This window comes from Paenibacillus sp. LjRoot153 (assembly GCF_964253085.1).
Taxonomy (GTDB): domain Bacteria; phylum Bacillota; class Bacilli; order Paenibacillales; family NBRC-103111; genus Paenibacillus_E.
Genome location: NZ_CAXUQH020000001.1, coordinates 3,522,017 through 3,536,334 on the forward strand (window position 1 = coordinate 3,522,017; position 14,318 = coordinate 3,536,334).

At 42.3% G+C, this 14,318-nt stretch carries 16 protein-coding genes; 11 read left to right on the forward strand and 5 right to left on the reverse strand.

The genetic code is table 11. From position 1 onward, the window contains the following. Window positions 1-36: 36 nt before the first annotated feature. The 5 genes from typA to ACSQ8P_RS14710 all read left to right on the forward strand — a co-directional run bounded on the left by typA (window position 37) and on the right by ACSQ8P_RS14710 (window position 3,374). The gene (typA, locus tag ACSQ8P_RS14690) at window positions 37-1,878 is read left to right on the forward strand and encodes a translational GTPase TypA (protein ID WP_436235874.1); all 1,842 of its coding nucleotides are present in this window, start codon (window positions 37-39) and stop codon (window positions 1,876-1,878) included. Between the two features lie 146 nt (window positions 1,879-2,024). Then, window positions 2,025-2,300: a YlaH-like family protein gene (locus ACSQ8P_RS14695; RefSeq protein WP_056610118.1), complete on the forward strand. Its 276-nt coding sequence runs from the start codon at window positions 2,025-2,027 to the stop codon at window positions 2,298-2,300. A gap of 20 nt (window positions 2,301-2,320) precedes the next feature. Further along, on the forward strand, window positions 2,321-2,758 hold the full coding sequence (locus ACSQ8P_RS14700) for a hypothetical protein (protein ID WP_436235875.1): 438 nt from the start codon (window positions 2,321-2,323) through the stop codon (window positions 2,756-2,758). Then, window positions 2,748-3,041: a hypothetical protein gene (locus tag ACSQ8P_RS14705; RefSeq protein WP_436235876.1), complete on the forward strand. Its 294-nt coding sequence runs from the start codon at window positions 2,748-2,750 to the stop codon at window positions 3,039-3,041. Before ACSQ8P_RS14700 ends, ACSQ8P_RS14705 begins: the two co-directional genes overlap by 11 nt. A gap of 189 nt (window positions 3,042-3,230) precedes the next feature. Then, window positions 3,231-3,374: a hypothetical protein gene (locus ACSQ8P_RS14710; RefSeq protein WP_436235877.1), complete on the forward strand. Its 144-nt coding sequence runs from the start codon at window positions 3,231-3,233 to the stop codon at window positions 3,372-3,374. Window positions 3,375-3,414: 40 nt separating this feature from the next. Here the strand turns inward: ACSQ8P_RS14710 and ACSQ8P_RS14715 are convergent, their stop codons facing one another. Next, window positions 3,415-3,963, reverse strand: coding sequence for a YhcN/YlaJ family sporulation lipoprotein (locus ACSQ8P_RS14715; protein WP_436235878.1), 549 nt, complete (start codon window positions 3,961-3,963; stop codon window positions 3,415-3,417). Between the two features lie 112 nt (window positions 3,964-4,075). Here ACSQ8P_RS14715 and ACSQ8P_RS14720 point away from each other — a divergent pair, with 112 nt between their 5' ends. Continuing rightward, window positions 4,076-5,407, forward strand: coding sequence for a PhoH family protein (locus ACSQ8P_RS14720; RefSeq protein WP_056609685.1), 1,332 nt, complete (start codon window positions 4,076-4,078; stop codon window positions 5,405-5,407). 44 nt (window positions 5,408-5,451) lie between these two features. Here the strand turns inward: ACSQ8P_RS14720 and ACSQ8P_RS14725 are convergent, their stop codons facing one another. The 3 genes from ACSQ8P_RS14725 to ACSQ8P_RS14735 all read right to left on the reverse strand — a co-directional run bounded on the left by ACSQ8P_RS14725 (window position 5,452) and on the right by ACSQ8P_RS14735 (window position 8,148). After that, complete coding sequence (locus ACSQ8P_RS14725; protein ID WP_436235879.1) at window positions 5,452-5,940, reverse strand: hypothetical protein; 489 nt, start codon at window positions 5,938-5,940, stop codon at window positions 5,452-5,454. A 41-nt stretch (window positions 5,941-5,981) separates the two neighbouring features. Continuing rightward, complete coding sequence (locus ACSQ8P_RS14730) at window positions 5,982-7,079, reverse strand: hypothetical protein (protein WP_436235880.1); 1,098 nt, start codon at window positions 7,077-7,079, stop codon at window positions 5,982-5,984. Between the two features lie 100 nt (window positions 7,080-7,179). Next, on the reverse strand, window positions 7,180-8,148 hold the full coding sequence (locus ACSQ8P_RS14735) for a hypothetical protein (protein ID WP_436235881.1): 969 nt from the start codon (window positions 8,146-8,148) through the stop codon (window positions 7,180-7,182). 90 nt (window positions 8,149-8,238) lie between these two features. Here ACSQ8P_RS14735 and ACSQ8P_RS14740 point away from each other — a divergent pair, with 90 nt between their 5' ends. Next, complete coding sequence (locus ACSQ8P_RS14740) at window positions 8,239-9,369, forward strand: class I SAM-dependent methyltransferase (RefSeq protein ID WP_436235882.1); 1,131 nt, start codon at window positions 8,239-8,241, stop codon at window positions 9,367-9,369. Between the two features lie 32 nt (window positions 9,370-9,401). Here the strand turns inward: ACSQ8P_RS14740 and ACSQ8P_RS14745 are convergent, their stop codons facing one another. Next, window positions 9,402-9,632 (reverse strand): DUF2626 domain-containing protein, encoded by a 231-nt coding sequence (locus tag ACSQ8P_RS14745; protein ID WP_029196536.1) that lies wholly within the window; start codon window positions 9,630-9,632, stop codon window positions 9,402-9,404. A 389-nt stretch (window positions 9,633-10,021) separates the two neighbouring features. Between ACSQ8P_RS14745 and ACSQ8P_RS14750 the strand changes: the two genes are divergently transcribed. The 4 genes from ACSQ8P_RS14750 (at window position 10,022) to ACSQ8P_RS14765 (ending at window position 14,220) form a co-directional block, all read left to right on the forward strand. After that, window positions 10,022-10,675: an RsfA family transcriptional regulator gene (locus tag ACSQ8P_RS14750; protein ID WP_056609674.1), complete on the forward strand. Its 654-nt coding sequence runs from the start codon at window positions 10,022-10,024 to the stop codon at window positions 10,673-10,675. Window positions 10,676-10,776: 101 nt separating this feature from the next. Then, on the forward strand, window positions 10,777-11,730 hold the full coding sequence (locus ACSQ8P_RS14755) for a ketopantoate reductase family protein (RefSeq protein WP_436235883.1): 954 nt from the start codon (window positions 10,777-10,779) through the stop codon (window positions 11,728-11,730). A gap of 58 nt (window positions 11,731-11,788) precedes the next feature. After that, entirely contained in the window at window positions 11,789-12,145 is a 357-nt protein-coding gene (locus ACSQ8P_RS14760) for a DUF3397 family protein (RefSeq protein ID WP_436239529.1), read from the forward strand. A gap of 389 nt (window positions 12,146-12,534) precedes the next feature. Then, entirely contained in the window at window positions 12,535-14,220 is a 1,686-nt protein-coding gene (locus tag ACSQ8P_RS14765; protein ID WP_436235884.1) for a peptide ABC transporter substrate-binding protein, read from the forward strand. The last annotated feature ends 98 nt before the right edge of the window (window positions 14,221-14,318 follow it).

Here is a 14,318-nt window from a genome sequence, read left to right on the forward strand (position 1 = left end):
AGACGAAAATTATAGGGTAGAGAGGGTTTGACATTCATGCATGCAAGAGACAAGATTCGCAATATTGCCATTATCGCACACGTTGACCACGGTAAAACAACACTCGTAGATAAATTGCTTCAACAATCCGGAACATTCCGCGATAACGAAGCTATTCAAGAAAGAGCGATGGACTCCAATGATCTAGAGAGAGAGCGCGGTATTACCATCCTTGCCAAAAATACGGCGATTAACTATAAAGATTACTTGATTAACATTGTAGATACACCAGGACATGCTGACTTCGGCGGAGAAGTTGAACGTATCATGAAAATGGTAGACGGCGTATTGTTGGTTGTAGATGCTTTCGAAGGTACAATGCCACAAACGAAATTCGTTCTACGTAAAGCACTTGAGAGCAACCTATCTCCAGTTGTTGTCGTAAACAAAATTGACCGTCCGAACGCTCGTCCACAAGAAGTTGTTGATGAAGTTCTTGACTTGTTCATCGAGCTTGGTGCAACTGACGAGCAACTTGATTTCCACGTTGTTTATGCTTCCGCACTGCAAGGAACTTCAAGTCTTGATCCAGAGAAACAAGATGATAACATGGAAGCTATCTATGAAACAGTCGTACAACACATTCCAGCTCCAACGGAAGATGTTGAACAACCGCTTCAATTCCTAGTTACATTGATGGATTACAATGAGTACCTAGGTCGTATCGGTGTAGGCCGTGTGAACCGTGGTAAAATCCGTCAAGGTCAAACCGTTGCGGTTATGACTCGTGAAGGCGGACAAAAACAAGCTAGAATCGAGAAACTTTTCGGATTCAGTGGTTTGAAACGTATTGAGATTGAAGAAGCAGCTGCAGGGGATATCATTGCCATTGCAGGTATCAAAGATATTAACATTGGTGAAACGGTAGCAGATCCTGCGAACCCAGAAGCATTGCCAGTCTTGAAAATCGATGAGCCAACGCTTCAAATGACATTTATCGTAAACAACTCGCCATTCGCGGGGCGTGAAGGTAAATGGGTTACTTCCCGTAAAATCCGTGAGCGACTATACAAAGAGCTTGAAACAGACGTTTCCTTGCGCGTTGAAGATACAGACAGCCCGGATGCATTCATTGTATCAGGCCGCGGTGAGCTTCACCTAGGGATTCTGATCGAAAACATGCGCCGTGAAGGCTTTGAATTGCAAGTTTCTAAACCAGAAGTTATCATTCGTCAAATTGACGGACAAAAAATGGAGCCGATTGAGCATTTGATCATCGACGTTCCAGAAGACAGTATGGGTTCCGTTATGGAGAGCTTAGGTTCTCGTAAAGCCGAAATGGTCAACATGATCAACAACGGCAGCGGTAACGTTCGTCTAGAGTTCAAGATCCCAGCACGCGGTTTGATCGGTTACAGAACGAACTTCCTAACGCTTACTCGCGGCTACGGAATTATGAACCATGCTTTTGACAGCTATGGTCCATATCAAGGAGCAGGCGTTGGCGGACGTCACGAAGGCGTACTCGTTTCCAGTGAATCCGGCGTATCTACACTATATGGAATTCTTTCAGTCGAAGATCGCGGTATCTTGTTCGTTCATCCGCAAACAGAAGTTTACGAAGGTATGGTTGTTGGTGAGCATACACGTGACAATGATATCATCGTTAACATTTGTAAAGAAAAAGCAGTAAACAACATCCGTTCCGCAAATAAAGAAGAAACAGTAAAAATGAAAACACCTCGCTCGTACTCTTTGGAGCAAGCTCTTGAGTACTTGAATGATGATGAGTATTGTGAAATTACACCGAAATCAGTTCGTATCCGTAAAAAGATTTTGAACAAGAGCGAACGCGAACGTGCTGAGAAGCACCGCAAAACAGCAGAAGCTAACGTTTAATTCACAAAGTTTTCGAATAAAGGGAAATGTGGGCTTTCCAGCCGCATTTCCCTTTATTTTATTGTCGTTTTAAGGGATAATGAGGAATGACTTATCTGGGATGACTTAACTTATTAATGAAATGGAGTGTATGTTCGTTGACTGCCCTGAATGAATGGTTTGCCAATCACCTCTTGATTACGTATCTATTAATTTTTGTATTCATGTCCTATGTGTACAATAAAGTGTTTCGTACACGCAAGTTACCTGTTCTCAAAACGGCTCTAATCTATGTGCTGTTAGCGATCGGATCCGTGATGCTACTCGTATTCCAAATCGTAGGCTTGCCTATCGTACTTTGCTTGGCTGTAGCAATCTCTCTAATGTTCATGGTGAGAATCCGTTATTTTATTGAAAAAAGAACCGGTAAGAGGCCGACTTAACTAGTAAGGAGCCATGCCTTATGACCCGATATTGGATAACACCCATTCTCAGTTATTCGCCGCTCATGTTAGGTGCTGAGCGTATAAGCTGTTTTCCTGACGAAGAATTTGAATCGTTTCGCCAGCTTGCAGGCCATCAACATCCTCGCTTGCTCCCGATGTTTAAATCGAGCCTGCTGCTGAGTGATGAAGAAGAGATATGTGGATCAGACCTCGTAGAATTAGATTTAACGCATGATGGTAACATTGTATTTAATGGTGAGCCATTTCATCTTTCGCACTGCGCAGAAGCCTTCCTGGATCGTTTACTGACTAGGCAGGAATCGAAGGCACTGCTAATGGCAATGGTTGAACATAGGGAAGCTAGCCAGGGGATGCATGAAGTATGGATAAACCAATGGTTGAAATGGATAGAGGCTGGCTATGATATTGTTCTACTAAGAGAGGATGGACGCTGAGATGAAGCTAGGTGATGCCTTTTTCAATTGGCTGCAAATGCATATTGTGTCCCAGGCTCGTCCTGAGGATGAAGCGGCAAAGGATACGTTGGATTTTTTTGCACTTATTTTAGTCGAAGATCATGGGGTTAGTAATCTTGAAGTGCTGCCAGTTGAAGATCCAATGAAAATATGGATTGGTTATGACCATGAAGGGGAATATCATAAGCATTGTTTCGATCGCGAGAGTGCGGAGAAGCTGTTAGCTGATATCAACTCGAATCCCATTTACAATAATCAATAGCGGTTTAATGCTATGGACATCTATGGACATAACTTTACCAAATCAACGTACACTAAAGTATATCCCCTAAAAAAAGGAGTGTTCGTTGATTTGAAAATAGATACATAATGGTGGAACGCTTGGCACTCGCTATGCTATACTGTAAGTGTAAGGAGCGTTTTCAACCACCTAGTAGGAGGCGCAAACGATATGGCTGAACATCTTACAGCTGCACCGATGCAATGGATAGATAGCGCCCACATGAACAATAAAGCTGAATATGCGAAAGCTTGTGAGAGCCGAGATGCCCTTTTTTCACTCGGCCAAGTTTTTGATGCGATAAAAAAAGCCTAGATCTGCGTATGCAGTCAGGCTTTTTGTCATATTCAGTGATTTATCGGGCTGGAACCTGCGGGCTATCCCCATTAGGACCGGCGTTATCGATATCTGGATCATTGCGGATATCACGTGGCAGTTGTGGCATTACACGACCGACGATATCAGCCATTTGTTCTGCAAAGCCTGTGATCGGTCTTCCCGCTTGAATGTTATCCCGGATGTTGCGTAAGCGTTGATCTAAATCCATATCAGCCGTTACGATCGCATTCACACCATAAGGATCCTTCTTGAGTGCCTCGGCCACCGAATATTTAATGGTTCCGACTCTGGCTCGATCAAGTTCCTTCTTAATATTAATGCCGACGACAGCTGTATTGCCGAAGACGACGCAATGTGCGCTTTCAACCTGAGGGATACCCAATGCTAGGTTTTCCAAATGCGCTGCAACCGCCTTAGAATCTTTGATTTCTAGCTTTTGCGGAGCGATTTGTTGAACTTTTACTTGCTTTTGATTCGTATCTTGAGAGGGGGCACCACTTTTCGGCGCTTGACTGCAGCCTACCGCGAGGATCAGTATCAGTCCGCATACGTATATTAGTCTCACCAGAATCGTTCCCTTCTTTCCTGAATCTCGCGTTTAGTTTGTCCTGTACAGTTAGGTTGTATGTATGAATATAACCAATGATCTAACGCCAAATCTGGGAGGGGACACACCAATGAAAAAAATTTACGTGTTAGATACCAATGTACTGCTTCAGGACCCCAATGCTTTATTCGCATTTGAAGATAATGAAGTGGTCATACCCGCCGTGGTGTTGGAAGAAATCGATTCTAAGAAACGAAATGCGGATGAAATCGGTCGCAACGCCAGACATGTTTCGAGATTGCTAGATGGATTAAGAGCCAAAGGCAATTTATCCGACGGTATTACACTTGGGCATGGCGGCAGTATTAAAGTGGAGCTTAACCATCGCAGCTTTGCGAAATTGCAAGATACGTTTGCTGAATTAACGAACGACAATCGCATTCTAGCGGTTGCACTTAATTACCATTTGGAAGAGCAAGAAAATGATGTGGCTAGACCTGTTGTAATTGTTAGTAAAGATACGTTGGTCCGAATTAAAGCGGATGTACTGGGTATTCCTGCACAGGATTACTTAACAGATCGAATTGTGGCTCAAACCGATATGTATACTGGTTATATCACGCTCTTTGTTCATCCTTCAATCATTGATGAGTTCTATTCGTACCGCTTCTTGACCGTTACATCACTTAATTTGAGCTATATGCTGCATCCGCACGAATTCGTGATCCTGCGCGATGAGCTCGGCTCTTCCAAGTCCGCACTGCTCAAAGTTACACCGGATGCCAAAAAGCTTGAGCCGCTTTATATGAGTAATGATCCCATCTGGGGAATTGCCGCGCGCAATGCGCAGCAGCGAATGGCTCTTGAGCTTCTGCTCAATGACGATATCCCGCTCGTCACCCTAACTGGGAAAGCGGGTACAGGTAAAACGCTGCTTACGCTAGCTGCGGGGCTCATGAAAATTGAAGATGATCGTAAATATAAGAAACTGTTAATTGCTCGTCCGGTCGTCCCGATGGGCAAGGATATCGGTTACCTGCCTGGTGAAAAAGATGAAAAGCTGCGTCCTTGGATGCAGCCGATCTATGATAATTTGGAATACTTATTTGATACCAAAAAACCAGGTGATATTGAAAAAATACTTGCCGGTCTAGGTAGTATTCAAGTTGAGGCATTAACGTATATTCGCGGACGCTCCATACCTGGGCAATTTATTATTATCGATGAAGCACAGAACCTCTCGAAACACGAAGTGAAAACGATCGTATCTCGTGTTGGAGAGGGAAGTAAAATCGTTCTCCTCGGCGATCCGGATCAAATTGACCATCCGTACCTAGATGCATCGAGCAATGGGCTTACGTATGTGGTAGAACGCTTTAAACAGGAAGGTATAAGCGGGCATATCACGTTAGAACGCGGTGAACGCTCGCATCTGGCACAATTGGCAGCAGATTTGCTCTGAATAGAGAAAAGCCCACATCAGCCGATGTGGGCTTTTTGCTGCATTTATCGAAGGATTTCGATGCTGCAGCGATACGCTTTGGCAATGCCATGCATGAGTTCTTCGTACTGTCGATCAACGACATATACGTCGTGGTCACCATCTTTATACTGGGCGATGAGATGCTCTTCTACCTGAAGGGTCGCTTGATCAACCTCGACAGCGGGGCTATTCGCAGTAAAGCGGAAAGGGATCACGATTTTATCGTACAAATAGTTATGTTCTGCACGGCTAGTGAACCCGTAGTCACTGAACAGATCCGTCAATTCTGCTTCTTCACCTAGCAAGCGAAGCTCCATAATTGTGGTCTCTATATTAAAATGAGCCATCACTTCAAGTGCAGCGCGTTGCTGTTCTTCATTACTGACAATCAGCATTTCTTTATCGCGATCGAATAACTCGACTTTGCCGGCAAGTGCTTTGACGATTTGGGCATAGAAGCCAGGTGTTTTTCCATCGGGTAGATCCATCATTAGACCAATTTTAGATTCCATTTTTGTTGTTCCTCACTTTTCCATGCATTATCCCTACTAGTTTACAGAGATAACTTGAGTTTCACAACTGCCACGCCTTTTTTGGTTTCGACACTGATCACATCGAGGTAACTTACTACTTTTTTCGGTACAAAACCTAGTGAAAATTCCTTCGTAAAGTCTTCGATGGTCGTATCCGGCAGCTTAAAGCTATTAAATTCAAGATTATCAACAACAAATCGTATTTCATTCAAATTTTCAGCGTTCGTAAGAAGGACGAAGTTCCCTTGTATGGCTATCTGCAATTCGCCCTTTTTGCCTGTGGCGACCATAGATCCATCTTTGAATTCAAAATTCAACGTTTTCAAAAGCTCGCTCTTTGAGTGAAGATACGTATTAAAATCAGCATCCGTGAGATTGATGACTGGCGTTGTAGAAGTCATGCTAATATACTTGCTGTCCTGCATCAAGAATTGTGGCAGCTCACGGAAAGCCATGGATAAATTGTCTAAGTAATCTCTGGCCAAAGGTAAACCTTCCTGCTTCCATTGATCATTCAAGTTTTTGATTTGAGCAGCAATGACTTGTGCCTGTGCACTTATGGCCAGTTGTTTGTCCAGTTCTTCTTGAAGCTTGACGAGTCTCTCGCGCTGCTGGAGAAATTTATCTTTGGTAACTTGCAGCTCAGTCCGAGAATTCGCTAGTTCCGTTTGCAACTTGGTGAGTTTCTGAAAGGAATCCGTAAACTTCGCTAGTGAGCGATGGTCATTCGTGATGATCATCTGTAAGTATTCGAACATGCGCAAGACGTCGGTGAAGGAGTTTGCCGCGAAAAGAAGCATCCAGATCGAGTCTCGATCTCCTGTATAGTACGCTCGAAGCACTTTGCCGGCATGCTTGCGAGTTGCATCCACATTACCGCTTTGCTTTACGATATCTTGTTCATTCTGTTTGATTTGCTCGCCGATTGTGGCATCCTGCTCGTTAAGACGAGCGACCTCTTTATCGATTTCGAAAATAGTGAGCCCTTTTTGGAGCAGTTCCTTGGCTTCGTCTTGAGAAGATTTGGTTTCTTCGGCCAAAGCCCCTCCTGTAGGCAATGTGATTTGTAATAGCAAAACAATGGACAACAGCAAGGCTGTGAGTTTTTTAGAATTCATTGATGGTATTCTCCCCCTATGAATAGATTATCATATTTCTATTAAATGAAGCACAAAAAAATACTTACCTTTGGGGAAAGGTAAGTATTTAACTCCATGCCTATTTTTTTGCGGCCGGTGTTAAGAGCTTGAGAATGTCATCAAAACTCTTCACTTTAGCAGGGATTTCCTTTGTCAGAGGTGTGTTTTGATTAATAGCATCATTGGTTTGATGAAGTGTAATATGATTATCGAGGACTTTACCATCTAGCGTCACCGTGAACGTGATATCCAGTGTCTGATCACGAATAAAGCCTTGATCATCTATTGCGATCTTCATGCTGCTCGGTGCTTTAAGCGCTATTGAAGCCATCCCATTTTTCTTGAGTGCTTCTGCTTTGTCGGCTGCTAATAAGCCATTTGTTTGTAAAGTACCAATGAACTCTGGTAATTTGGCTTGGAATTGCGTATTGATTTCTTTTACATTTTTCGTAGTTAGATCAACTTGAATCGATTTAGCTGTGGATCCGTCAGTTAGTTTAATGGGGTCTTTGGCTTGCTTAAACCACTTCGCATCCAAACCTTCGAATATCAATTTTGTAAGTGTAGTAGAAACTTGAGGTGTATTTTTCAACGTGTCAGCCGTAAGTGGACTAGCTGTTGTTCCGCTCATTTTTTGTAAATCAATCGCGTAGAACTCATCAGCTGTCTTATTTAAGGCTGGCATATTAAAATACAATTTGCTATCTTTAATGAGAATTGGTATATCAATGGGGGAGGTTGATCCCTTGGGTGTTATACGTAAGTCTGATTGATATTGGAGGGAATCTACTTGGCTAATTCCCTTCCACGTAATCGTGCTCTCTCTGATCAAAGATAACAAACCATTCGTAAGAGGGTTAGCTGATTTCATTAGACCATCACTGATTGCGAGAGTCGTACTTCCATCGAAAGTATAAGATTTCAATTCCGACTGTTTGTTTACGGATTGTTGAAATGCTTCTTTAACTTGCGTATTGTCTGTGCAAGCGGTCAACGAGACTAGGCCAATTGCCGTTATCGCTGTTAGGGTAATCCACTTCTTTGTCATGCTGGGCTGTCTCTCCTTCCATAATCCTTTATCATTATAAGGGTTTCTTATTCATTTGTCTGTAAGTAAAGAACTGGGGGTTTTACAATCGTGAATCAACTAGTGCCTACTAGCGTTGTCGCAGTACTGAAGGAACGTATTTGCTCGGCAGTAGATCAAAGAATCTCCTTTCGAGACTATATGGAGATATGCTTATACCAAGATACAGTCGGTTATTACCGGAAGGATCAAATAAAGATAGGTAAGCAAGGAGATTTCTATACCAGTTCTTCGATAGGAACCGTAATGGGTGAAATGGTTGCCTCGTTCATACATAAGCATCTGTTGCATTCATCTAATCTGCCGCCATACATCGAAATCGTTGAATGGGGGGGAGGCAATGGGCGAATGGCGCTCCAGTTGCTAGATGAAATGAAGCGGGATGCACCCGGAGTATATGAACGTTTGACATATACGTTAATTGAATCGAGCGCCTATCATCGCCAGCTGCAAAAAGATAGGCTGGTCGAACACGCGGAGCGAATTCGTTTCTTGGATGAAACAGCGTGGTTAAGTGAGCCGCCACGCGATGATGTGTATGTGTTGGCCAATGAATTGCTGGATGCTTTCCCGATTCACCGCCTGCAATACAAGGATCAGACCTTTCATGAATCGCACGTGATCTGGCAGGACCATGAGCCTCATTGGCAAGAGATCTGGTTACCTCTGGGGCCTGGACGCATATTAGACTATCTAAACGCGTTAGAAGTTCAATGGCAAGAGGGACAGATGATTGAAATAAATCTAGAGGCAATAGATTGGTATGCCCGACTTTCAGAACGGATCCTAAGCGGGTGCGTTATTGCCATTGATTATGGCGATGTAGAAGAGGAGTTGTACGCCTCTCATCGGCATCAGGGGACATTAATGTGCTATCGTAAGCACGAAGCGCATGATAATCCTTTTATCGAACCGGGTGAACAGGACATTACCGCGCATGTTAATTTCAGCTTGTGTCAAGAGGCCGCGGTTTCCGCGGGATTTGAGCCATATGTATTTCAGACGCAGCGTCAGTTCTTGGTTGAGCAGGGCATTTTGGAAAAGCTGCAAAATCATTTCGATCCCAATCCATTTAGTGATGTGTCCAAAAGAAATCGTTCGATCCGACAATTATTGTTAAGCGATGGAATGAGTGAATTGTTTAAAGTGTTTATTGCCATTAAAAAAGGTGAACCGGCATAATTGCCGATTCACCTTTTTGCTCGTTATCTGCGTTAGACGGACATTTTGAAAAATGACCAATACGTAAATCCGCTGAAGGAGATAATCATGTATCCCCAGAACAGCAATATGTAAGTACGTTCTGACAAGCGCATATAGCCTAGAATGACGAATACGGCAGTTTGAAAAAAGAAAATCAGAGACATAGGTATCATATCGCCAGCTAAGCTCATTAGTGCGATAACAAGTGTCCAAAAACCTAGAACCCGAAACATGCGATCCATTCTCGTTACATCCCCCTCTCGTACCACGTTGCACAATAACTACAACACATTATACCGTTTGATCCAAGTGGTGTAAACCGTCAAACGGTGACGAAATTGAAAACATTTCATCATATAGACGTAGTATGTCTTTTTATACGAATCCCATGTATGAGGGTCAAAAAATTTGGCAATACCATTTAGTATCAAATAGATTCTATGAACTCTAGTACGGGCATAGAAATAGTAATAATGGCAACGAATCAATTGATACCTGTCTGACTAATTGATTCTTCTTTATGATGTATCCGCAGGTAGGAGAGAATTTGATCAGGAATCGAAGCTCCCGAAAAGGAGAGACTTTGCTCTCCGACCAAAGATCCCTATAATTTGTTAGGAGGTTTGGCCTTATGTCGGCAATTAGACAAGATGCTTGGAGCGATGAAGACGACTTAATTTTAGCGGAGTTGACATTGCGTCATATCCGAGAAGGAAGTACACAATTATCTGCGTTTGAAGAAGTTGGGGAGCGCATTGGACGAACCGCGGCCGCGTGCGGATTTCGCTGGAACAGCTTTGTTCGGAAGAAATATGAAGCAGCCATTCAAATTGCGAAAGCACAGCGTCAGAAACGGACACAGCTGAAAAAGCATGCGCCTGTTTCGATTTCCGGATCTTCTTCCATTGGTTTACTTGATAGTCCAGATGTATCGACTGGCAAGAATGAAGTGTTTACTGAAGAAACGCTATCTATTGATGCAGTCATTCGTTTCTTACGGCAATGGCGCAGTACCTATCAGGATATGAATCGTCATATTAAAACGTTAGAAAAAGAACTGCAGGATAAAGAGGACGAACTCGATAGACTTGGCAGAGAAAATAATAAGCTGAATAAACAAGTAAATGAAGTTGAAACGGATTATCGCGTCGTGAATGATGATTATAAAGCGCTTATTCAAATCATGGACCGTGCCAGAAAAATGGCATTTCTCGTTGAAGAAGAGGAAGAAGAGAAGCCGCGCTTCAAAATGGATGCAAATGGTAATTTGGAAAGAGTAGAATAATCGTTATAACTTAAAAATGAAAAGCCGCAAATCAAGGTGAGCCTTGGTCTGTGGCTTTTTTCCTGTATAATAGAGGGTACATAGATAAAGGTGGTTATTGCATGCATATCATGATCATCGGTGCAGGCTCTCTTGGACTTCTTTTTGCCGCTAAACTTGCCCCTGTTTGTTCGCAGTTAACAGTAGTAACAAGGTCTGATGGACAAGCTAGAGAATTGGCGCAGTATGGCATTCAAATCGTTCGGGCGGAGTCGCAAGAGCCGGAGCTGGAGAAGTCGATCATATTTCAAAGCTATTCCGAGGAGACTAGCGGAAATATGGTTCCACTAGCCCGGCAAGCCGATTATATCTTTCTTATGGTGAAGCAGACAGCCCTATCATCAGAACTTATCAACTATATACAAAGCCAAATGACACATCACACCTACCTTATTTGCTTTCAAAATGGTGTTGGTCACGAAGTGAAATTAAGCCAAGCCATCGGGTGGGATAAGCTCTTATTTGCCGTAACAACAGAAGGGGCTAAGCGAATTGGTCCTACATCTGTCAGTCATACAGGGCATGGAATCACCTATTTGGGGGCGTTAGAACCGTATCATGTTGCTACCCCAAATAATCAACATATTTTCATTGTGCAGATGTTAGAGTTAGCAGGATTTCGTGCAGAATTGTCGAAAAATATGGATGTCAGAATCTGGAGTAAGTTAGTCATCAATGTGGTTATTAACCCACTCACAGCCATTCTACGTGTTCAAAATGGTGAATTGCTTCGATCGACATGGACTCTTTCACTTATGCAAGATCTTTACCAAGAAGCGCTTCGTTTGGCTGCTGCCAAAGGAGTTGAACTTCCGGTTGAGTTATGGGATACCATTATGGCTGTATGCGAAGCAACAAAAACGAATCATTCATCTATGTTGCAAGATATCGAGGCTTCGCGCCGTACGGAAGTTGACTATTTAAATGGCAGTTTAGTGAATATGGGCAATGAAATAGGCATCGAGCTACCTGCAAATAGCCTGGTGTATAGAATAATTAAAGCGATAGAAAATTAAGAGGTGAAACTTTTTGCTGAATAGTTTCGTTAGTCTATTATCTACCTTTTATGCCATATTGGCGGTAGCGCCATTTATCACTTTTGTTTTAGTGTGGTTCCTCATCTTTCTATTTCTAAAGGATAAGAAGATGACCACGAGGTTTACTATGGATGTCACAACTATGTTTCTACTAGGATCCGTATCCTTAATGTGGAACAAACTTTTTCATACCCAATTTGGTTTTTGGTTAATTATTCTGATCTTATTAATTGCTTTTGGTATCATAGGTGGTTATCAAAATCATTTGAAAGGGGAAACTAATTTAATTAAAGTAGGCAGGCTGGTATGGCGACTTAGCTTTGTAGGCTTATCGGCCTTATATATTCTGCTATTTTTCGTTCATATAGGTAAAAACTACCTTTTTTCAACATAGTTTTCTTTGTGGTTACCTGAAATTGGATATTATGGGGAATAATTAAGTGGATGTTTGTAATATTTATTTGAGATTTGTAGAAAATAACAAACAAAATCGTCTAGATTTTATTGACCGTTGGTTGTATAATTAAAAACCGTGAGAGTAAATTTTTTTACCAGTTATTTAGTCGCAGGTAAATTAATTGTGGACAAACTCATCGTTTATGTTATAATTCCTTGCGTAGACTCTAGTAAATTTTTTTACCAGAGATTTAAGTAATGTTATATAACATTAAAGAAGCGGTTTCATTGATCTCCGGGTTGAAGGTGTAAGGTTCATGTTATTAAAACTGACAAAACACCTAGCCATAGATGTCTAGACATACATATTTTAAAGGAGGAGTTTTTATGAAAACGACAAAATGGGTTTCTACAGCAGTAGCACTAACGCTCATGGGTAGCGTAGCAGTTGGTTGTGGTAAGAACGAGGAAACAACACCAACTACAACACCAGCTGGTGGAGCAACAGGAACAACAGCTCCTGCTTCCAACAAGCCGCAAGAAATTAAAATCAATTTCTCAGCTGAACCGCCTGTTATGGATAGCTCCAAGGCAACAGCAAATGCTGCTTTTACTTTCATTAGCGCATTTAACGAAGGTCTATATCGTACAGATAAAGATGGTAAAGCAACTCCTGGTCTTGCAAAAGATTTCCCTAAAATTTCTGCAGATGGTCTAACTTACACGATCGACATCCGTGACAATGCGAACTGGTCGGATGGTACGCCGGTTAAAGCTCAAGATTTTGCTTATTCCTTCAAACGTACATTGGATCCTGCTACAAAAGGGCAATATAGCTTTGTGGTAGCATGGATTAAAGGTGGAGAAGCTGTTACTAAAGCTAAAACTCCTGAAGAAGTTAAAAAAGCACAAGACGCTCTAGGTGTTAAAGTTCTTAGTGACAAACAACTTCAAATCACACTTGAAAAACCAGTTGCCTTCTTTACACAAATGCTTGCTTTCGGAACTTTCTTGCCGCAACGTGAAGATTTCGTAACTAAAGCTGGCGACAAATATGGCGCTGAAGCTGACAAAGTTATCGGTGCTGGTCCGTTCATTTTGAGCAAATGGGATCATGGCCAAACACTTGAACTTGTTAAAAATGAAAAATATTGGGATGCTGCAAATGTGAAGTTAACAAAAGCAACAGTCAATATCGTTAAAGACACAAATACAGGCCTTAACCTATATGAAACAGATGCGGCTGATTTGACTGAAATCAACCGTGACCAATTAACACTTTACAAAGGTAAACCGGACAACCTGCCAAAACCAGAGTTGACGAACTCCTACTTGATGTATCAAGTGAAGAAACAACCAGCTCTTGCGAACAAAAAGATTCGTCAAGCACTTGGTATGGCAATCGATCGTCAAGCTTACGTAGATACAGTTCTAGCTAACGGTTCCGTTGCTTCCACTGGTCTTGTACCAGGTGGTACTTCTGACGGTGCTGGCGGTGAATTCCGTAAAACAGCTGGAGAAACACAACCGAAGTTCGATGCTGCTAAAGCAAAAACTTTGCTTGCTGAAGGTTTGAAAGAGCTTGGTCTAACAGCTCTTCCGAAAATGAAAGTGAATGCGGATGATACAGAAACTGCGAAAAAATCACTTGAGTTCATCCTTGCACAATGGAAACAAAACCTTGGTTACGTAGCTGAAGCGAACCCAGTTCCTCACGCATTGCGTATCGAGCTTTCCTCCAAAAAAGATTTCGACATCGTTCTTTCCCTATGGGGCGCAGATTACAACGATCCAATGACGTTCTTGGATATGTGGGTAACTGGCGGCGAGTTTGATGAAGGTGACTACAGCAATCCAGAGTACGATAAACTTGTGAAGTCCGCTCAAACAGAAACAGATACTACGAAACGTGCTAAAGCTTTGGTTGAAGCTGAGAAAATCCTTATGGATGATCAAGGTGTAGCTCCATTGTACTTCCGTACTCGTGCGTACCTGAAAAAAGCAACAATTAACGGTTTGATTCTTCCTTCGTTTGGACAAGAATGGGAATTGAAATGGGCTTCAGTTAAGTAATCTTTAAAAGTAGTTTAGAGCAGAAGGGGCCGTTCGCACCTCGTGGGAGCGGCCTCTTCTAACTTTCTTGTCTTATATTTTAATAAAGGAGGAGCAAT

Coding starts and splice junctions, on each gene's coding strand:
- typA (WP_436235874.1), top strand. CDS start 37: ATGCATGCAAGAGACAAGATTCGCAATATTGCCATTATCGCACACGTT.
- ACSQ8P_RS14700 (WP_436235875.1), top strand. CDS start 2,321: ATGACCCGATATTGGATAACACCCATTCTCAGTTATTCGCCGCTCATG.
- ACSQ8P_RS14705 (WP_436235876.1), top strand. CDS start 2,748: ATGGACGCTGAGATGAAGCTAGGTGATGCCTTTTTCAATTGGCTGCAA.
- ACSQ8P_RS14710 (WP_436235877.1), top strand. CDS start 3,231: ATGGCTGAACATCTTACAGCTGCACCGATGCAATGGATAGATAGCGCC.
- ACSQ8P_RS14720 (WP_056609685.1), top strand. CDS start 4,076: ATGAAAAAAATTTACGTGTTAGATACCAATGTACTGCTTCAGGACCCC.
- ACSQ8P_RS14725 (WP_436235879.1), bottom strand. CDS start 5,940: ATGGAATCTAAAATTGGTCTAATGATGGATCTACCCGATGGAAAAACA.
- ACSQ8P_RS14730 (WP_436235880.1), bottom strand. CDS start 7,079: ATGAATTCTAAAAAACTCACAGCCTTGCTGTTGTCCATTGTTTTGCTA.
- ACSQ8P_RS14735 (WP_436235881.1), bottom strand. CDS start 8,148: ATGACAAAGAAGTGGATTACCCTAACAGCGATAACGGCAATTGGCCTA.
- ACSQ8P_RS14745 (WP_029196536.1), bottom strand. CDS start 9,632: ATGGATCGCATGTTTCGGGTTCTAGGTTTTTGGACACTTGTTATCGCA.
- ACSQ8P_RS14750 (WP_056609674.1), top strand. CDS start 10,022: ATGTCGGCAATTAGACAAGATGCTTGGAGCGATGAAGACGACTTAATT.
- ACSQ8P_RS14755 (WP_436235883.1), top strand. CDS start 10,777: ATGCATATCATGATCATCGGTGCAGGCTCTCTTGGACTTCTTTTTGCC.
- ACSQ8P_RS14765 (WP_436235884.1), top strand. CDS start 12,535: ATGAAAACGACAAAATGGGTTTCTACAGCAGTAGCACTAACGCTCATG.